This is a genomic window from Xanthomonas sp. SS (assembly GCF_014236835.1).
Lineage (GTDB): Bacteria > Pseudomonadota > Gammaproteobacteria > Xanthomonadales > Xanthomonadaceae > Xanthomonas_A.
The window spans coordinates 825,974-841,797 of record NZ_CP051190.1 but is presented as its reverse complement, the minus strand read 5'-3'; the positions used below and the strand labels follow the sequence as shown (position 1 = coordinate 841,797).

The following is a 15,824-nucleotide window of genomic DNA, read 5'->3' as shown; positions in this document are numbered from 1 at the left end:
GCGGCGCAGGCTCGCCTGCGCCCAGTCGGCAGCCCGGAGTTACAGGATGTAACGACTCAGATCCGGATCCTGCACCAGCTCACCCAGGTGCGTGTTGACGTAGGCGGCATCGACCACGACGCTCTGCCCGTCGCGATCCGGCGCCTCAAAGCTCAAGGTATCGAGCAGGCGCTCGAGCACCGTGTGCAGGCGCCGCGCGCCGATGTTCTCCTGGCGCTCGTTGACCAGGAACGCGATCTCGGCGAGGCGGTCGATCGCATCCTCGGTGAAGCTCAGGGTCACGCCTTCGGTCAGCAGCAGCGCTTCGTACTGTTTGCTCAGCGCCGCCTTCGGCTCGGTGAGGATGCGGATGAAATCGTCTTTGGACAGCGCGGACAGCTCGACCCGGATCGGGAAGCGGCCCTGCAGCTCAGGGATCAGGTCGCTGGGCTTGGCCAGGTGGAACGCGCCGGAGGCGATGAACAGAATATGGTCGGTCTTGACCGTGCCGTACTTGGTGCTGACGTTGGAGCCTTCGACCAGCGGCAGCAGGTCGCGCTGCACGCCTTCGCGCGACACGTCGCCGCCGGACGATCCCGCCTCGCCGCGCTTGGCGACCTTGTCGATCTCGTCGATGAACACGATGCCGTGCTGCTCGCAGGCCTCGATCGCCGCGGCGCGCACGTCTTCCTCGTTGACCAGCTTGCCGGCCTCTTCCTCGATCAGCAGCGGCCGCGCCGCCTTGATCGTCAGCTTGCGCGACTGCGACTTGCTGCCGCCCAGGTTGGAGAACATCTGCCGCAGCTGCTGGCCCATTTCCTCCATGCCCGGCGGGGTCATGATGTCCATGCTGACGTTGACCGCCACGTCCAGCTCGATCTCGCGCTCGTCCAGTTCGCCGGCGCGCAGCATGCGCCGGAACTTGCTGCGGGTGTCGTTGTCCTGCGCCGAGGGCTCGTTGCGCGCGGCTTCCGGATCGAAGCCGATGCCGGCGCTGCGCCGCGGCAGCAGCGCGTCGAGGATGCGGTCTTCGGCGCGTTCCTCGGCCTGCGTGCGCACGCGCACCTTGGCCTGCTCGCGATACAGCTTGACCGCGGTGTCGGCCAGGTCGCGCACGATCTGCTCCACGTCCTTGCCGACGTAGCCGACCTCGGTGAAGCGCGTCGCCTCGACCTTGACGAACGGCGCATTGGCCAGCGTCGCCAGGCGCCGCGCGATTTCGGTCTTGCCGACGCCGGTGGGGCCGATCATCAGGATGTTCTTGGGCATCACTTCGTTGCGCAGCGCATCGGGCAGCTGCATGCGCCGCCAGCGGTTGCGCAGCGCGATCGCCACCGCGCGCTTGGCGTCGTGCTGGCCGACGATGTGGCGGTCCAGCTCCTGCACGATTTCGCGCGGGGTCATGGTTGAGGTGTCGGGATTGGGCATTGGGGATTCGGGATTGGTAGAAGCGGAATGGGAACGATCGATGCGTGTCCGGGCACAGGGAAAGGAGCGCTTTCGCGAATCCCCAATCCCGAATGCCGAATCACAGCTCTTCGACCACCACGTTGCGATTGGTATAGATGCAGATGTCGCCGGCGATGTTCAGCGCCTCGACCGCGATGGTCTTGGCGTCCAGTTCGGTGTGGCCGAGCAGCGCGCGCGCCGCCGACAGCGCGTAGGAACCGCCGGAGCCGATGGCGATGATGCCGTCCTCCGGCTCGATCACGTCGCCGGTGCCGCTGATGATCAGCGAGGTCTCCTTGTCGGCCACCGCCAGCAACGCCTCGAGCTTGCCCAGGCGGCGTTCGGTGCGCCAGTCCTTGGCCAGCTCCACCGCTGCGCGGGTCAGCTGGCCGTGTTTCTCGAGCTTGGCCTCGAACAGTTCGAACAGGGTGAAGGCATCGGCGGCGGCACCGGCGAAACCGGCCAGCACCTGGCCGTCGCGGCCGAGCCGGCGCACCTTGCGCGCATTGCCCTTCATCACGGTATGGCCCAGCGTCACCTGACCATCGCCGGCCACGGCGACATGGCCGTTGCGGCGCACCGACAGGATCGTGGTGGCGTGGAAAACGTTGGGATTCTGACTGGGGTCCATGCGGCCTCCTGAGCGATTCTTCAGGTGTGGGGGCATGCCGCCGCCCGTTCAAGCGTCCGCTGGTCGGCCGTTGGCCATCTTGGCGCGACTCGGGCGCTGCGGCTCCGGTTCGATGCCCCACAGCAGGTACCAGTCCTCGCCCTGCATCTCGATCGGATGCATGACCCGTCCCGAACCGTTGCCGCAGGCAAGATCGTCCGCCGCGCAGTAGCGGTCGCAGCCCCAGCAGATCCGCTCGGGATGCGCGGGTTTCAACGGGAAAGGTTTCGCCATCGGCCTGCCTCGCTGCACGTTCGGCGGACAGTGTCCGCGCCAGCAGCGACGCGCGCCTTGATCCAGAACAAGCGCGCGCGAACGTACCGCCGCGCCGTCTGCGTTCGGCCGGTCAGGACTTGCGCTTGGCGCGCGGATGCGCGGCGTCGTAGACCTTGGCCAGGTGCTGGAAATCCAGGTGGGTGTAGATCTGCGTGGTGGCGATGTCGGCGTGGCCGAGCAATTCCTGCACGCCGCGCAGGTCGCCGGAGGATTCGAGGATGTGGCTGGCGAAGCTGTGCCGCAGCATGTGCGGGTGCACGTGCTTGAACAGGCCCTGGCGCCCGGCCAGCTGCTTGATCCGGATCTGCACCGCGCGCGCGCCGATCGGCGCGCCGCCGCGGCCCGGGAACACCGGCGCCTCGGCCGCCGCCTTGGTTTCCGCCTGCCATTCCAGCAGCGCCTTGCGCGCGTGCGAGCCGACCGGTACCAGCCGCTGTTTGTTGCCCTTGCCGAGCACGCGCACCAGGCCGCTGGCGAAATCCAGATCGCGCCAGCGCAGCGCGCACAGCTCGCTCAGGCGCAGCCCGGAGGAATAGAACAGTTCCAGCAGCGCGCGGTCGCGCAGGCCCAGCGGCACGTCGGTCGGCACTTCGACCAGGCGCACCGCCTCGTCCGCGTCCAGCACCTGCGGCAGCTTGCGCGGCGCCTTCGGCGCACGCAGCGCGGCGGCCGGGCTGGCGGCGATCTGGCCGTGCTTGAGCAACCAGGCATAGAAACTGCGGCACGCCGACAGGCGCCGCTGCAGGCTCTTCGGCGACAGCCCGCGGCGGTGCTCGGCGGCGATGAAATGGCGCAGCTGCTCGGCGCCGAGCGCGGCGATGTCGGCGCCGGCATTGTCCGCCGCCCATGCCGCCAGCGCAGCGAGGTCGCGGCGGTAGGCGTCCAGCGTGTGCGCGGACATGCGCCGTTCGACTTGCAGATAGCTGAGGAACCGGGATTGGGGATTCGGGATTGGGGATTCGGCATCGACCGCGGACGCATCGGCGCGCTTTTTCCGAGTCCCGAGTCCCGAGTCCCGAGTCCCGACGCTCATGCGAAGCGCTGCAGCGCCACCGTCAGCGACTCGCCCATCATGCGCAGGAACAAAGTGCCCATGCCGGGATAGAAGCGGTTCGGATCGCGGCTGCCGACCGCGAGCAGGCCCACGCCCGGCAGCGGCAGCAGCGCGGTGGACTGCACTTCCTCGATGCGCTCGGCGTACAGCAGCGCCTGCTTCTCCGGCTGCAGGCGGCCGCAGATCGGCTCGCCGTCCTGCAGGCAGTCACGGAACGGCGCCAGCCGCGGATCGTCCTGCGCCAGGATCTGCAGCCACGGCGCCTGTTCCAGCCCGGGCAGCGGGCGCAGCAGCACGATGCTGACCAGGTCGCCCTGGAAATCCTCCTGCAGCGAAGCGGCCATCGCGCGCACGCTGTCGGCAGCGCTGGTCTGGCGCATCAGCGCCAGGGTCAGCTGGTGGGTGCGCACCGCCAGGCGCTCGTTGACCTGGGCATTGCCGGCCAGCTCGGACAGGCGCCGCGACAGCTCGCGGTTCTTGTCGCGCAGCACTTCCAGCTGGTAACTCGCCAGCGACGCGGTCGGGCCGTCGTCGCGCGGCACCACCAGGGTCAGCGCCAGGTCGGGGAACTGTTTCAGGAACGCCGGATGACGGCGCAGCCATGCGGCGATTTCGTGCGCGCCGATCTTGTCCTGGGTCTCGCTCATCGGATCCACTCCCCATCGAAAACGAATGCGGCCGGCCCGGACATCACCACCGGCGCCGTGTCGTGCGGCCAGCGGATGCGTAGCTCGCCGCCGGGCAGCACCACGCGCACGTCGCGGTCCACGCGGCCGCGCTGGATCAGCACCGCCGCGGCCGCGCAGGCGCCGCTGCCGCAGGCCAGGGTCTCGCCGACGCCGCGCTCGTACACGCGCAGGCGCACATGGCCGCGGTCGATCACCTGGGCGAAGCCGACATTGACCGAATCGGGAAACGACGCGTGCTGCTGCAGCAACGGCCCCAGCCGCTCGAGCGGCGCCGCATCGACCAGGCCCACTTCCAGCACCGCATGCGGATTGCCCATCGACACCGCGCCGAAGCGCACGCTGCCGCCTTGCAGCGGCAGCACATACTCCTCGCGCATGCGCGGGAAGCCGATCAGCGGCACGTCCTCCGGAGCGAAGCGCGGCACGCCCATCGCCACCGCGAACTGGCCGTCGGCGCCGCGTTCGATGCGATGCGAGGCGAACGGACTGTCGATGACGAAGGGGTCGCTGCCAGCGGCGCCGTCGCGCACCAGCCAGGCGGCGACGCAGCGCGCGCCGTTGCCGCACTGCCCGGCCAGGCTGCCGTCGGTATTCCAGATGCGGTAGCTGGCCACCGCGTCCGCGCTGCGCGGCGCCTCGATGGTCAGCAGCTGGTCGCAGCCGACGCCGAAATGGCGGTCGGCCAGGCGCACCGCCAGCGCGGCGTCCGGCGGCGGGGTGCCGTCGCGCAGGTCGAGCACCACGAAATCGTTGCCCGCGCCCTGCATCTTGGAAAAGCGCAGGCGCGCCGCGACGCTGGCCTCACTCATTCCCATCGGTGGGCGTGGTGCTGGTGTCGTCGGTCGGCTTCTGCTGGCCATCGACCGGCTGCGCCTGGCCGGCCGGATCGGTGGTGGCGGGCGGCGTCGCATCGGGCGCGGCGGCCGGTGCGGCTTCCACCGGTACCGGCTTCTGCGGCATCACCAGCGGGCCCTTGTTGCCGCACCCGGACAGCGCCAGCAGGGCGGCGCCGAACAGGGCGATACGGATCGGATGACGGAACGATGTGCTCATGCGCCGAGTATAGCCAGAAGGGCATGAACCGGCTGTGCCGCCTGCCACGCTGCGCCAGCGATGCCGGGGCCGATGCAGACGCGCGATCCCGCTTCACTCGCGCGGCGGCGGCTCCGGGCGCAGCCACAGCCACAGCGCCACGCAGCTCATGCAGCCGATCGCCACCACCTGCACCCACGGCTTGTGCACGAACAACAGCAGCACCAGCGCGCACACCGCCATGGTCAGCGTGGCCATCCACTTGCCGCGGCGGCTGACCGCGCCGTGCGCTTCCCAGTCGCGGATGCTGGCGCCGAAACGCGGATCCTCCAGCAACCGCCGGCGCAGGCGCTCGGAGCCGCGCGAGGCGGCATAGGCCGAAATCAGCACGAACACCGTGGTCGGCAAGCCCGGCACGAAGATGCCGACGATGCCCGTGGCCAGGCTGACATAGGCCAGCAGCCACCAGGCCCAGCGGAAACGGGAAGGGGGTTCCATCGGCGCATGATAAAGCCGCGGCTGGACGGCGACGCGGGATATGCATCCTCGGCGCTCGCCGCTTGCGCGGGCGAGTTCGTTTGCGAGCAGCGGAGCGACGTGCTTGCCGGGCTTCGTGCAGTCGGGACTGAAGTCCCTCCCACAGTGCACTCAGCCGGCATGCGGCGCACCGCCTCCTTGTGGGAGCGACTTCAGTCGCGATGCGGGATCCGTCAGTCAGCGACTTCGGAATCTGTCGCGGCTGAAGCCGCTCCTACAGGAAGCGGGCCGGGTGCACTGTAGGAGCGGCTTCAGCCGCGACAGAACACCACGCCAATCCTCTTACTTCGCCGCCTGCTCCACACCCAATTGGTCGAGCATGAACGCGTACGACTCGGCCTGTTCGCGGTAGCGGCGGAAACGCCCGGACTTGCCGCCGTGGCCGGCTTCCATGTTGACCCGGAACACGATCGGGTGGGTGCCGGTGTTGTCGTCGCGCAGCTTGGCCACCCACTTGGCCGGCTCCCAGTACTGCACCTGCGAATCCCACAGGCCGGTGCCGACGAACAGCGCCGGATACGCCTGGCGCGCGACGTTGTCGTACGGCGAATAGCCGAGCATGTAGTCGTAGTACTGCTTCTGCTCCGGATTGCCCCACTCGTCGTATTCGTTGGTGGTCAGCGGAATGCTCGGGTCGAGCATGGTGGTGACCACGTCGACGAACGGCACCTGCGCCACCAGCACCCGGTAATCCTGCGGCGCCATGTTCGCCACCGCGCCCATCAGCAGGCCGCCGGCGCTGCCGCCGGCCGCGGCGACGCGGTCCGGCGCCGCATAGCCCAGCTTGACCAGGCCGCGGGTGACGTCGATGAAGTCGGTGAAGGTGTTCTTCTTGTGCAGCAGCTTGCCCTGGTCGTACCAGTCGCGGCCCATCTCCTGGCCGCCGCGGATATGCGCGATGGCGTAGACCACCCCGCGGTCGAGCAGGCTGACCACCGGCAGGTTGAAGTTGGGATCGGTGGACATGCCGTAGCTGCCGTAGGCGTACTGGTACAGCGCCGCCGTACCATCCTTCTTGAAGCCCTTCTTGTACACCAGCGACACCGGCACCTTGACCCCGTCGCGCGCAGTCACCCACACGCGCTCGGTCTGGAACTTGTCGGCGTCGTAGCCGATCACCGGCTGCTGCTTGAGCAGCTTGCGCTCGCCGGTGCGGGTGTTGAGTTCGTAGGTGGTGGCCGGCGTGGTCAGCGAGGTGTAGCTGTAGCGCAGCCACGGCGTGTCCGCCTCGGGATTGACCGACAGGCCCATCGAATACGCCGGCTCGTCGGCCTTGACGTAATCCTCCTTGCCGTCGGCGAAGTGCAGGCGGATCCGCTCCAGGCCATCGGAACGCTCGGCGATGGCGGTGTAGCCGTCGAACAGCTCGAAGCCGTCGATGAACACCTTCTCGTCGTAGGGCAGCCAGGCCTGCCATTGCGAACGCTTGGTGGCGCCGTCGGGCGCGGTCATCAGCGCGTAGTTCTTGGCCTTCCAGTTGGTGCGGATCACCCAGCGCCCGTCGAAATGGTCGGCGCTGTACTCGACGTCGCGCTCGCGCGGCGCCAGCACCGTGAAATGCTGCGGGTCGGCGGCCGGCGCGTAGCGCTGCTCGGAGGCCACCGTGCTCTCCACGCCGATGAGGATGTACTTGTCGTCGCGGCTGCGGCCCAGGCCCATGTAGAAGCTGTCGTCCTTCTCCTCGTAGACCAGCGCGTCCTGCGCCGCCGGCGTGCCCAGCACATGCTTCTTGACGCGCACGGTGAGCAGGGTTTCCGGGTCGTTCTCGACGTAGAACAGGGTCTTGTTGTCGTCCGCCCAGACCACGTCTGGCGACACGCCCGGCACGCGGTCGGCGTAGAGTTCGCCGGTGTCCAGGTTCTTGAAGCGCACCACGTACTGGCGGCGGCCGACGTCGTCCTCGGTCCAGGCCAGGATGCGGTTGTCCTGGCTGACCACCGCATCGCCCAGGCTGAAATAGCCCTTGTCCGCGGCCATCGCGTTGACGTCGAGCAGGATTTCCTCCGCCGCCTGCATGCTGCCCTTGCGCCGCGCGTGTACCGGATAGTCCTTGCCGCTCTCGAAGCGGGTGTAGTACCAGTAGCCGCGCTCGCGGTACGGCACGCTGCTGTCGTCCTGCTTGATGCGGCCGACGATCTCCTTGTACAGCGTGTCTTCCAGCGGCTTGAGCGGCTTCAGCACCTGGTCGGCGTAGGCATTCTCGGCGTTGAGATAGGCCAGCATCTGCGGGTTTTCGCGCTTGTCGTCGCGCAGCCAGTAATAGTCGTCCTGGCGGGTGGCGCCGAACGGCGCTTTGACCGTGTGCGGCTGCTTGGCCGGATGCGGCGGGGTGGCGTCGGTGGCGAGAGCGGAAGCGAAGGGCGCGGTCATGAGCAGCAGAAAGCTCGCTAGCAGGGAACGGTGATGCATCTAATGGGGCTCCGGCGGCAGTAACGCAACTGAGGACGCGCCGCCCGGGCCGGGAGACGGCAGGCATGCGGCGTGGCGCCGCACGATGCCGGCCGAGTCTCCGCGCAACGCCGCATCCTGGCAAGCGCGCAACGATTTCGTGCGCCGCGCTCCTCTATCATCGGGCCATGAACCCGCTTCCGACCGAATCCCGTCCCGCGCCGCAGGCGCTGCCCGCCTACAGCCAGCGCAGCCGCGACATCGAACCGTTCCACGTGATGGCGCTGCTGGCCCGCGCCAACGAACTGGAACACGCCGGTCACGACGTGATCCACCTGGAGATCGGCGAACCGGATTTCACCACCGCCGCGCCGATCGTCGCCGCCGGCCAGGCCGCGCTCGCGGCCGGCCACACCCGCTACACCGCCGCGCGCGGGCTGCCGGCGCTGCGCGAGGCGCTGGCCGGCTTCTACCGGCAACGCCACGACGTGGACCTGGACCCGGCGCGGATCATGATCACCCCCGGCGGTTCCGGCGCGTTGCTGCTGGCCAGCGCGCTGCTGGTCGACCCGGGCAAGCGCTGGCTGATGGCCGACCCCGGCTATCCGTGCAACCGGCATTTCCTGCGCCTGGTCGAAGGCGCGGCGCAGCTGGTGCCGGTCGGCCCGGACAGCCGCTACCAGTTGACCCCGGCCTTGCTGGACGCGCACTGGAACGCCGACAGCGTCGGCGCATTGGTCGCCTCGCCGGCCAACCCGACCGGCACCCTGCTGGACCGCGCCGAACTGGCCGCGCTGGCGCAGGCCCTGCAGGCACGCGGCGGCCACCTGGTGGTCGACGAGATCTACCACGGCCTCAGCTACGGCATCGACGCGCCCAGCGTGCTCGAGGTCGACGACGGCGCCTATGTGCTCAACAGCTTCTCCAAATACTTCGGCATGACCGGCTGGCGCCTGGGCTGGCTGGTGGCGCCGCGCGCGGCGGTGCCGTCGCTGGAGAAGCTGGCGCAGAACCTGTACATCAGCGCCTCAAGCATCGCCCAGCATGCGGCGCTGGCCTGTTTCCTGCCGGAAACCCTGCAGATCCTGGAAGCGCGCCGCGCCGAATTCGGCCAGCGCCGCGACTACCTGCTGCCGGCGCTGCGCGCACTCGGCTTCCGCATCGAAGTGGAACCGCAGGGCGCGTTCTACCTGTACGCCGACGTGAGCGCCTTCACCGACGACGCGCAGGCGTTCTGCGCGCATTTCCTGGAAACCGAGCACGTGGCATTCACCCCCGGCGTGGACTTCGGCCATCACCGCGCGCGCCAACACGTACGCATCGCCTACACGCAGAGCCTGCCGCGGCTGCAGGAAGCGGTGGCACGCATTGCCCGCGGGCTGGAACGTTGGAATCGCCACCCCGAACCGTAAGCGCTTCAGGCGCTGCCGATCGCAATCACCTTGCAGACCGAAACCAGGCGAAAGATCGCCAAAGGCCACATCGCGTAGCCAACGCCGTCTTGGCTTTGGCTTTGGTTTTTGCTGTGGCTGTGGCTGTGGCTGTGGCTGTGGCTGTGGCTCTGGCTCTGGCTCTGGCTCTGGCTCTGGCTTTTGATTGTCTTCGCCTTAAAGCGAGCCGAGCACCGCAGGCGCAAGCGGCCGAAGAGGCGCCCTTGTTTGAGCGAAGCGAGTTTGGCGCCGTGCCGCTTGTGCCGAGGAGCGCAGGGAACCGATGCGGCTTTATCGCATCGGATCGCGTCGACGACAGCGGTTTTGGTTACTTTTGCCAAGACAAAAGTGACTTGCGCCAAGGGCGCGAAAGCCTTTGCTGTTGCTCAAGCCTTTGCCGTTGCTCAGGCCCTGGAGTTACCCCCGCCTTGCTAGAACTGCAAACGCTCGCAGCGGGGCGGCCGCATCGCTGCGGCCGTCCGCTACCGAGCCTTCAATCCTTCAGCCGCTCCCACAGAAACCCATACGCCAGCGCCTGCATATGCGCAGCCTGCGCATTGTTGGCCGCCCCGCCGTGGCCGCCTTCGGTGTTCTCGTAATAGCTCACGTCCTTGCCGGCGTCGATCATCTTCGCCGCCATCTTGCGCGCATGGCCCGGATGCACCCGGTCGTCGCGGGTGGAAGTCAGGAAGATCACCGGCGGATAGGTCTTCTTCGGATCGAACAAGTGGTATGGGGAGAAGGACTGGATGTAGGTCCAATCGTCAGTGTCCGGATTGCCGTACTCGGCCATCCACGAAGCGCCGGCCAGCAAGTGGCTGTAGCGCTTCATGTCCAGCAGCGGCACCTGCACCACCACCGCACCGAACAGCTGCGGGTACTGCACCAGCATGTTGCCGGCCATCAGCCCGCCGTTGCTGCCGCCCTGCACGCCCAGGTGCTTGGCCGAGGTGATCTTGCGCGCGGCCAGGTCCTGCGCCACCGCCGCCATGTCCTCGTAGGCCTTGTGCCGGTTCTGCTTCAGCGCCGCCTGGTGCCAGCGCGGGCCGTACTCGCCGCCGCCGCGGATGTTGGCCAGCGCGTACACGCCGCCCTGGTCGAGCCAGGCGCGGCCGAGGCCGCCGGAATAGAACGGGGTCATCGAGACCTCGAAGCCGCCGTAGGCGTACAGCAGCGTCGGATGGCTGCCGTCCAGCTTGAGCTGCTTCGGCCGGACCAGGAAGTACGGGACCTTGGTGCCGTCCTTGGACACGGCGAAGTGCTGCTCGATCGCGTCCTTGGACGCATCGAAGAAGCTCGGCATCGCCTTCAGCGTCTCGATGCTCTGCGGGCCGCGCTGCACGTCGGCCAGCATCAGCGTGGTCGGGGTCAGGAAATCGGTGGAGGTCAGCCACACCTGATCGTTCTCGTCGGCATCGACCGCATCGACGCTGATGCTGCCGAAGGCCAGGTCGCCGACCGGGAACGGCGCGCGCGCCCACTCGCCGTCGCCCGGAGTCAGCACCCATAGCCGGCTCTTGACGTCGTCCAGCACGTTCAGCACCAGCGTCGACTTGGTCCACGCGAATCCCTCCAGCGAGGTGCTGTCGGTCGGCGTGAACAATACCCGGAACGCGCGCTTGCCGGCCATGAAGTCGTCGAACCTGGCGGCCAGCAGCGCACCGGCGGGATAGGTGGTGCCGTCCACGGTCCACGGATCGCGCAACTGCAGGGTCAGCCATTCGCGGTGCACGCGCTTGCTGGCCGAGTTGGGCACGTCGATCTTGCGCAGGCGGCCGTCGGCGCCGCGCAGGTACATCTCGTCGTTATAGAAGGCCAGCGTGCGGCTGACGAAATCGCGCTCGTAGCCGGGCGTGTCGTCGTGCATCGCGGCGATGTACATGTCTTCCGGCTTGCCTTCGTAGACCAGGCTCGCGCTCTGCAGCGGGGTGCCGCGCTTCCACTGCTTGACTACGCGCGGATAGCCCGAGCTGGTCAGCGAGCCGGCGCCGAAATCGGTGTAGAGGTAGACGGTATCGGCGTCGATCCAGCCCAGGCCGCCCTTGGCCTCGGGGCGGAAGAAGCCGTCCTTCACCCATTGCTTGGAACCCAGGTCGAACTCGCGGGTGACGTCGGCATCGGCGCCGCCGCGCGACAGCGCGATCAGGCAGCGGCGGTAGTCCGGGCGCAGGCAGTCGGCGCCATGCCACACCCAGTTCTCTCCCTCGGCCTTGTTCAGCGCATCCAGGTCCAGCACCGTCTCCCACTTCGGCTCGGGCTTGCGGTATTCGTCCAGGGTAGTGCGCCGCCACAGGCCGCGCTCGTGCTCGCGGTCCTTCCACAGGTTGTAGTAGTACGGGCCGATCTTCTGCACCGCCGGGATCTTCGCGTCGGAGTCCAGCACTTCGCGGATGCCGGCCTCGCGCGCCTGGAAACCCGGCTGCGCGGTCAGCCGCGCCTCGGTCTTGGCGTTCTGCGCCTTGACCCAGTCCAGCGGCTTGGCGCCGGTGACGTCTTCTAGCCAGGCATAGGAATCTTGGGGCATCGCGGTTTCCTTCGCCGCGGCGGTGCCGGAGACGATCAGTCCGGCGAGCAGGCAGGCATGGGCAAGAGAGGGCATGGGTCACGTCCAGGAGAACAGCCCGGAACCGTAGCACGCAGGGCCGCGGCCCTCCCCTGCCGAAGGTCAGGCTGCGCGGCTGACCCGCCAGGCCGGCGCACGCCGGCGCCGCGCCTGCACCCGTGGCCGCACCCGCGCCAGGACCCGCCGCAACGGCCGCAGCGGCAGCGGGAAGCGGTGCAGTGCCCACCACGCGCTCAGCGGCATGCCCAGCAGCCACAGCGGCCGCCAGCCCAGCCATTCGCTGTAGCCGCGCGCCGCCGGCCACACCAGCACTAGGGCCAGGCCGGCGAGCAGCGCCTGCCGCACCAGGCGACGCAGGGCGGGGTGCGGGGCGTGAGCGGGGCGGGACGAACGGGCGATCGGCATGGCGGCGACTCCGGAGCAGGGCTGAGGCGTGCAGTCTGCCGCGCGGCCATCTCAACGGCTGCGACCCACTATTGACATCACTTTCGCCCGATACTGGGTAGCGTGTCTCTTCAAGCCCCGGATCCTTGCCCTATGCGCCTGCTTTCCCTGTTCGCCTCCGTGCTGCTGCTCGGCATGGCCGTTCCCCTGCCGGCGGCGCGGGCGAAATCCCCGGAGCAAGAGCCCTCGCAGCCGCCGATCGACCTGCAGCGCTTCATGGGCCGCTGGTACGTGATCGCCCACGTGCCCTATTTCGCCGAGCGCGGCCATGTCGCCAGCAGCGACGAGTACACGCTCAAGGAAGACGGCAAGATCGGCGTGCGCTACCAGTACCGCGAAGGCTTCGACGAACCGGTCAAGGAAGTCACCTCGCGCGCCACGGTCAAGGAAGGCAGCGGCGACCGCCGCTGGACCACCTGGTTCTTCGCCGTGGTCCCGACCAAATACCGCATCCTCGAAGTGGCGCCGGACTATTCCTGGGCGCTGATCGACTATCCGGGCCGCGATCTGGCCTGGGTGTTCTCGCGCACGCCGGACATGGACTACAAGCAGTATCGCGAGCTGGTCGGCAAGCTGGACCACGATTACGGGGTCAAGGTGGACAAGCTCAAGCGCGTGGCGCAGCGCCGCGACCAGGTCGGCAAGCTCGGTTTCGAAGTGCCGAGCAAGCCCTGAGGCGTGTCGCCGATCACCGAATAGGTTGCACCGCCATCGCCTGCCGCTCAGCGAGGCGCCAGCCGGCCCCCGTATGATCGGGCTGGTCCGTCCCCCAGACAGGTGCACCGATTGGCCAGCGTTCCGTCCGACATCCCCGGCACTGCGCCGCGCGTCCCCACCACGGATCCCACCCGCGGCCAGGTGTTCGCGCAGCACTGCCCCTCGCGCGCCGTCCTCAGCCATGTGACCAGCCGCTGGGGCGTGCTGGTGCTGGTGGCGCTGCGCAAGGGCACGCATCGTTTCGGCGACCTGCGCCGCAAGCTCGAAGGGGTCAGCGAGAAGATGCTGTCGCAGACCCTGCAGGCGCTGGAAGCCGATGGCCTGGTGCAACGCACCGCCTATCCGGTGGTCCCGCCGCATGTGGAATATGCGCTGACCCCGCTGGGCGAAGACGCGGCGACGCATGTGCAGGCGCTGGTGGACTGGATCGAGAGCAACATCGGCGCCATCCTGAGCGGCGGCAACCCGCCGGACACACTGTAGGAGCGGCTTCAGCCGCGACAGGCGGTATCAGCTATCGATAATGCCTGTCGCGGCTGAAGCCGCTCCTACAAAAAAACGACGGCAGCGGCGGCGCGAACGCCTCAGTCGTCGCTGTAGTTGCTCAGCGCCAGCGACAGCAGCGACTTGGCCTGTTCGCGCAGCGAACGCGGCTCGACGATTTCCGCGTCCGACCCGTAGTGCAGCACGTCCATCAGCAGCTCGCGCGAGACGCTGTACGGCACCTTCAGTTCGTAGCGGCCGTCGGCCAGGAAGCGCCCCTGCTGCTTGGAATGCCAGTGCTCGTCGGCGACCCAGCGCGCCGCCTTGGGACTGAACACGATCGTCGCCCAGCCCTTGGGCGCGCCGGAGAAGATCCCGTAGCTGGCCGCCAGCTGCGAATCCAGTTCCTCGTCCGCCACGTCCTGCGCCACCTGGTCGAGCAGCCGCGCATGGTTGATGCGGTCCACGGCGAAGCTGCGCACCGCGTCGCGGCCGTGGTCCCAGGCGTCCAGGTACCAGTTGTCGCGGTAGTGGGTGATGCGCTGCGGCGACACCGTGCGCTTGGTCGATTCGTCGGTGGAGCGCGCGCGGTAGTCGAACGACAGCCGCTTGCGCTCCAGCACCGCCGAGGCGACGGTGCGGAAACTGGCCTCGTCGAGCTTGCGCCCGCGGTGCGGAATCACCCGCACCCGTTCCACCGGCCAGTGGGTGGCCCCGGCCTGCGCCGCCAGCAGGCTCTCGATGCGCTGCTGCAGCGGCGCCAGCACCGAGGACAGCACCCCGCCGCCGGTCCGCGCCAGCAACTGCTGCGAGGCCAGCAGCGCGTGCAGCTCTTCGGAGCTGAGCCACAGCCCGGGCAGTTCGAAGCGGTCGCTCTCGCCGGACTCGTAGCGGAACCCGGCCTCGCCGTCGCCCTCGACCGGGGCCATCAGCGCATCGCGCAGGAACGCCAGGTCGCGGTAGACGGTGGCGCGGGAGCAGCTCAATTCGTCCTGCAGCCGCGCCACCGTCACCGGATAGCGGGCGGACTTGAGCAGCCGGTGCAGAGCATTGATGCGTTCGTAGCGGTCCATGGCCCCGATTATGTCCGAAGTCCGTGGCGGAAAAACGCGCCGCGGCCGCTCGCGCGCCCGAACCGCGGCGGCGCGGCCGAACCGACGATGAAGCCGGGGCCGGGTGGCGGCCGGGGCGTCATGTAGATCCGGTATGATGAAATCGTTTCCATTTCGTTAGCCGAAGGCTGCGTCCTCAACCGGAGAGTAAAGCCATGCCCCGCTGCGCCACCGTAGTATCCGCCATCACCTTGTTGCTGCTGTGCACCTCCACGGCCCTGGCCGCCGATGTGCCCGCCCCGCCGGCGGAACCGGGCAGTTCACCGTGGAGCGGCTCCGGCGAGCTGGGACTCTCCTCCTCGCGCGGCAACAGTTCCAACGAGAGTTTCAACGGCCGGCTCAAGGGCCAGTACCTGGACGGCGACTGGATCCACAGCATCGACCTGTTCGCCTTGCGCGCCAGCGCCGAGTACACCAATACCAACGACGACGGCAGCACCGAGCGCGTGCGCCAGACCACCTCCAACCGCTACACCGGCAGCGCCGGCAGCGCGCTGCAGTTGGGCGAGCACCGCCAGCTGACCGCCTCGCTGCGCTACGAGCGCGACGATTTCGCTACCTACGACCGCCTGGCCACGATCGGCATCGGCTACGGCACGCGGATCATGGATGGCGACCACCGCAGCCTGGACGTGCAGATCGGCCCCGGCGTGCGCCGCGCCCACGACGTGGAAGAGGACCGCACCGAAACCGGGCTGATCGGCCGCGGCCTGGTCGACTTCAAGTACGGCCTGACCGAGAACACCGAGCTGGCCAATACCCTGCTGGTCGAATCCGGCTCCTACAACACCTTCGCGCAGAACGACCTGGGCATCTCGGTCAGCATGAACTCGCGGCTGGCGCTGAAGGCCGGCTGGCAGGCGCGCCACAACAGCGATGTCAGCGACGACAAGAAGAAGACCGATACGCTGGCTACGATGAATGTGGTCTACAAGTTCAAGTGAGGCCGGGATTGGGGATTGGGGAGTCGGGATTCGTAACGGCAGGCGCCGCTTGAGCCT

The 15,824-nt window shown here is 68.3% G+C and carries 17 protein-coding genes; 4 read left to right on the top strand and 13 right to left on the bottom strand.

The features are described 5' to 3' along the window. Positions 1-39: 39 nt before the first annotated feature. The 9 genes from hslU to HEP74_RS03600 form a co-directional block, all read right to left on the bottom strand. Positions 40-1,407 carry an ATP-dependent protease ATPase subunit HslU gene (gene hslU / locus HEP74_RS03640; RefSeq protein ID WP_185815225.1) on the bottom strand — a complete coding sequence of 456 codons (1,368 nt, stop codon included), beginning with the start codon at positions 1,405-1,407 and terminating at the stop codon, positions 40-42. A 100-nt stretch (positions 1,408-1,507) separates the two neighbouring features. Further along, entirely contained in the window at positions 1,508-2,059 is a 552-nt protein-coding gene (gene hslV / locus HEP74_RS03635) for an ATP-dependent protease subunit HslV (protein ID WP_003465879.1), read from the bottom strand. A 48-nt stretch (positions 2,060-2,107) separates the two neighbouring features. Then, positions 2,108-2,332, bottom strand: coding sequence for a DUF3079 domain-containing protein (locus HEP74_RS03630; protein WP_185815224.1), 225 nt, complete (start codon positions 2,330-2,332; stop codon positions 2,108-2,110). Positions 2,333-2,444: 112 nt separating this feature from the next. Next, positions 2,445-3,275: a tyrosine recombinase XerC gene (gene xerC / locus HEP74_RS03625; protein WP_255427882.1), complete on the bottom strand. Its 831-nt coding sequence runs from the start codon at positions 3,273-3,275 to the stop codon at positions 2,445-2,447. A 128-nt stretch (positions 3,276-3,403) separates the two neighbouring features. Next, positions 3,404-4,075, bottom strand: a complete 672-nt coding sequence (locus HEP74_RS03620; RefSeq protein WP_185815223.1) for a DUF484 family protein — start codon at positions 4,073-4,075, stop codon at positions 3,404-3,406. Continuing rightward, positions 4,072-4,926, bottom strand: a complete 855-nt coding sequence (gene dapF, locus HEP74_RS03615) for a diaminopimelate epimerase (RefSeq protein ID WP_185815222.1) — start codon at positions 4,924-4,926, stop codon at positions 4,072-4,074. Before dapF ends, HEP74_RS03620 begins: the two co-directional genes overlap by 4 nt. Further along, on the bottom strand, positions 4,919-5,170 hold the full coding sequence (lptM, locus tag HEP74_RS03610) for an LPS translocon maturation chaperone LptM (RefSeq protein ID WP_185815221.1): 252 nt from the start codon (positions 5,168-5,170) through the stop codon (positions 4,919-4,921). The genes dapF and lptM overlap by 8 nt, the downstream gene beginning before the upstream one ends. A gap of 93 nt (positions 5,171-5,263) precedes the next feature. Continuing rightward, positions 5,264-5,647 carry a YbaN family protein gene (locus HEP74_RS03605; protein ID WP_185815220.1) on the bottom strand — a complete coding sequence of 128 codons (384 nt, stop codon included), beginning with the start codon at positions 5,645-5,647 and terminating at the stop codon, positions 5,264-5,266. A 321-nt stretch (positions 5,648-5,968) separates the two neighbouring features. Continuing rightward, a complete protein-coding gene (locus tag HEP74_RS03600; protein WP_185815219.1) occupies positions 5,969-8,056 on the bottom strand; it encodes a S9 family peptidase in 2,088 nt (695 codons plus the stop codon). Positions 8,057-8,262: 206 nt separating this feature from the next. On the opposite strand from HEP74_RS03600, the gene HEP74_RS03595 reads away from it, so the two are divergent. Next, positions 8,263-9,486, top strand: coding sequence for a pyridoxal phosphate-dependent aminotransferase (locus HEP74_RS03595; RefSeq protein ID WP_185815218.1), 1,224 nt, complete (start codon positions 8,263-8,265; stop codon positions 9,484-9,486). A 5-nt stretch (positions 9,487-9,491) separates the two neighbouring features. Here HEP74_RS03595 and HEP74_RS03590 read toward each other — a convergent pair whose 3' ends face one another. The 3 genes from HEP74_RS03590 to HEP74_RS03580 form a co-directional block, all read right to left on the bottom strand. After that, positions 9,492-9,866: a hypothetical protein gene (locus HEP74_RS03590; protein WP_185815217.1), complete on the bottom strand. Its 375-nt coding sequence runs from the start codon at positions 9,864-9,866 to the stop codon at positions 9,492-9,494. A 131-nt stretch (positions 9,867-9,997) separates the two neighbouring features. Continuing rightward, positions 9,998-12,103 carry a prolyl oligopeptidase family serine peptidase gene (locus tag HEP74_RS03585; RefSeq protein ID WP_185815216.1) on the bottom strand — a complete coding sequence of 702 codons (2,106 nt, stop codon included), beginning with the start codon at positions 12,101-12,103 and terminating at the stop codon, positions 9,998-10,000. Positions 12,104-12,169: 66 nt separating this feature from the next. Beyond that, on the bottom strand, positions 12,170-12,472 hold the full coding sequence (locus HEP74_RS03580; protein WP_185815215.1) for a hypothetical protein: 303 nt from the start codon (positions 12,470-12,472) through the stop codon (positions 12,170-12,172). A 132-nt stretch (positions 12,473-12,604) separates the two neighbouring features. On the opposite strand from HEP74_RS03580, the gene HEP74_RS03575 reads away from it, so the two are divergent. Together HEP74_RS03575 and HEP74_RS03570 are read left to right on the top strand one after the other, a co-directional pair. Then, a complete protein-coding gene (locus tag HEP74_RS03575) occupies positions 12,605-13,186 on the top strand; it encodes a lipocalin family protein (protein ID WP_185815214.1) in 582 nt (193 codons plus the stop codon). A 102-nt stretch (positions 13,187-13,288) separates the two neighbouring features. After that, the gene (locus tag HEP74_RS03570; RefSeq protein WP_255427881.1) at positions 13,289-13,711 is read left to right on the top strand and encodes a winged helix-turn-helix transcriptional regulator; all 423 of its coding nucleotides are present in this window, start codon (positions 13,289-13,291) and stop codon (positions 13,709-13,711) included. A 101-nt stretch (positions 13,712-13,812) separates the two neighbouring features. On the opposite strand, the gene HEP74_RS03565 is transcribed toward HEP74_RS03570, so the two are convergent. After that, positions 13,813-14,784, bottom strand: a complete 972-nt coding sequence (locus tag HEP74_RS03565; protein WP_179567441.1) for a helix-turn-helix transcriptional regulator — start codon at positions 14,782-14,784, stop codon at positions 13,813-13,815. 194 nt (positions 14,785-14,978) lie between these two features. On the opposite strand from HEP74_RS03565, the gene HEP74_RS03560 reads away from it, so the two are divergent. Beyond that, the gene (locus tag HEP74_RS03560) at positions 14,979-15,767 is read left to right on the top strand and encodes a DUF481 domain-containing protein (protein WP_185815212.1); all 789 of its coding nucleotides are present in this window, start codon (positions 14,979-14,981) and stop codon (positions 15,765-15,767) included. The last annotated feature ends 57 nt before the right edge of the window (positions 15,768-15,824 follow it).

Coding starts and splice junctions, on each gene's coding strand:
- hslU (WP_185815225.1), bottom strand. CDS start 1,407: ATGCCCAATCCCGACACCTCAACCATGACCCCGCGCGAAATCGTGCAG.
- hslV (WP_003465879.1), bottom strand. CDS start 2,059: ATGGACCCCAGTCAGAATCCCAACGTTTTCCACGCCACCACGATCCTG.
- HEP74_RS03630 (WP_185815224.1), bottom strand. CDS start 2,332: ATGGCGAAACCTTTCCCGTTGAAACCCGCGCATCCCGAGCGGATCTGC.
- xerC (WP_255427882.1), bottom strand. CDS start 3,275: ATGTCCGCGCACACGCTGGACGCCTACCGCCGCGACCTCGCTGCGCTG.
- HEP74_RS03620 (WP_185815223.1), bottom strand. CDS start 4,075: ATGAGCGAGACCCAGGACAAGATCGGCGCGCACGAAATCGCCGCATGG.
- dapF (WP_185815222.1), bottom strand. CDS start 4,926: ATGAGTGAGGCCAGCGTCGCGGCGCGCCTGCGCTTTTCCAAGATGCAG.
- lptM (WP_185815221.1), bottom strand. CDS start 5,170: ATGAGCACATCGTTCCGTCATCCGATCCGTATCGCCCTGTTCGGCGCC.
- HEP74_RS03605 (WP_185815220.1), bottom strand. CDS start 5,647: ATGGAACCCCCTTCCCGTTTCCGCTGGGCCTGGTGGCTGCTGGCCTAT.
- HEP74_RS03600 (WP_185815219.1), bottom strand. CDS start 8,056: ATGACCGCGCCCTTCGCTTCCGCTCTCGCCACCGACGCCACCCCGCCG.
- HEP74_RS03595 (WP_185815218.1), top strand. CDS start 8,263: ATGAACCCGCTTCCGACCGAATCCCGTCCCGCGCCGCAGGCGCTGCCC.
- HEP74_RS03585 (WP_185815216.1), bottom strand. CDS start 12,103: ATGCCCTCTCTTGCCCATGCCTGCCTGCTCGCCGGACTGATCGTCTCC.
- HEP74_RS03580 (WP_185815215.1), bottom strand. CDS start 12,472: ATGCCGATCGCCCGTTCGTCCCGCCCCGCTCACGCCCCGCACCCCGCC.
- HEP74_RS03575 (WP_185815214.1), top strand. CDS start 12,605: ATGCGCCTGCTTTCCCTGTTCGCCTCCGTGCTGCTGCTCGGCATGGCC.
- HEP74_RS03565 (WP_179567441.1), bottom strand. CDS start 14,784: ATGGACCGCTACGAACGCATCAATGCTCTGCACCGGCTGCTCAAGTCC.
- HEP74_RS03560 (WP_185815212.1), top strand. CDS start 14,979: ATGCCCCGCTGCGCCACCGTAGTATCCGCCATCACCTTGTTGCTGCTG.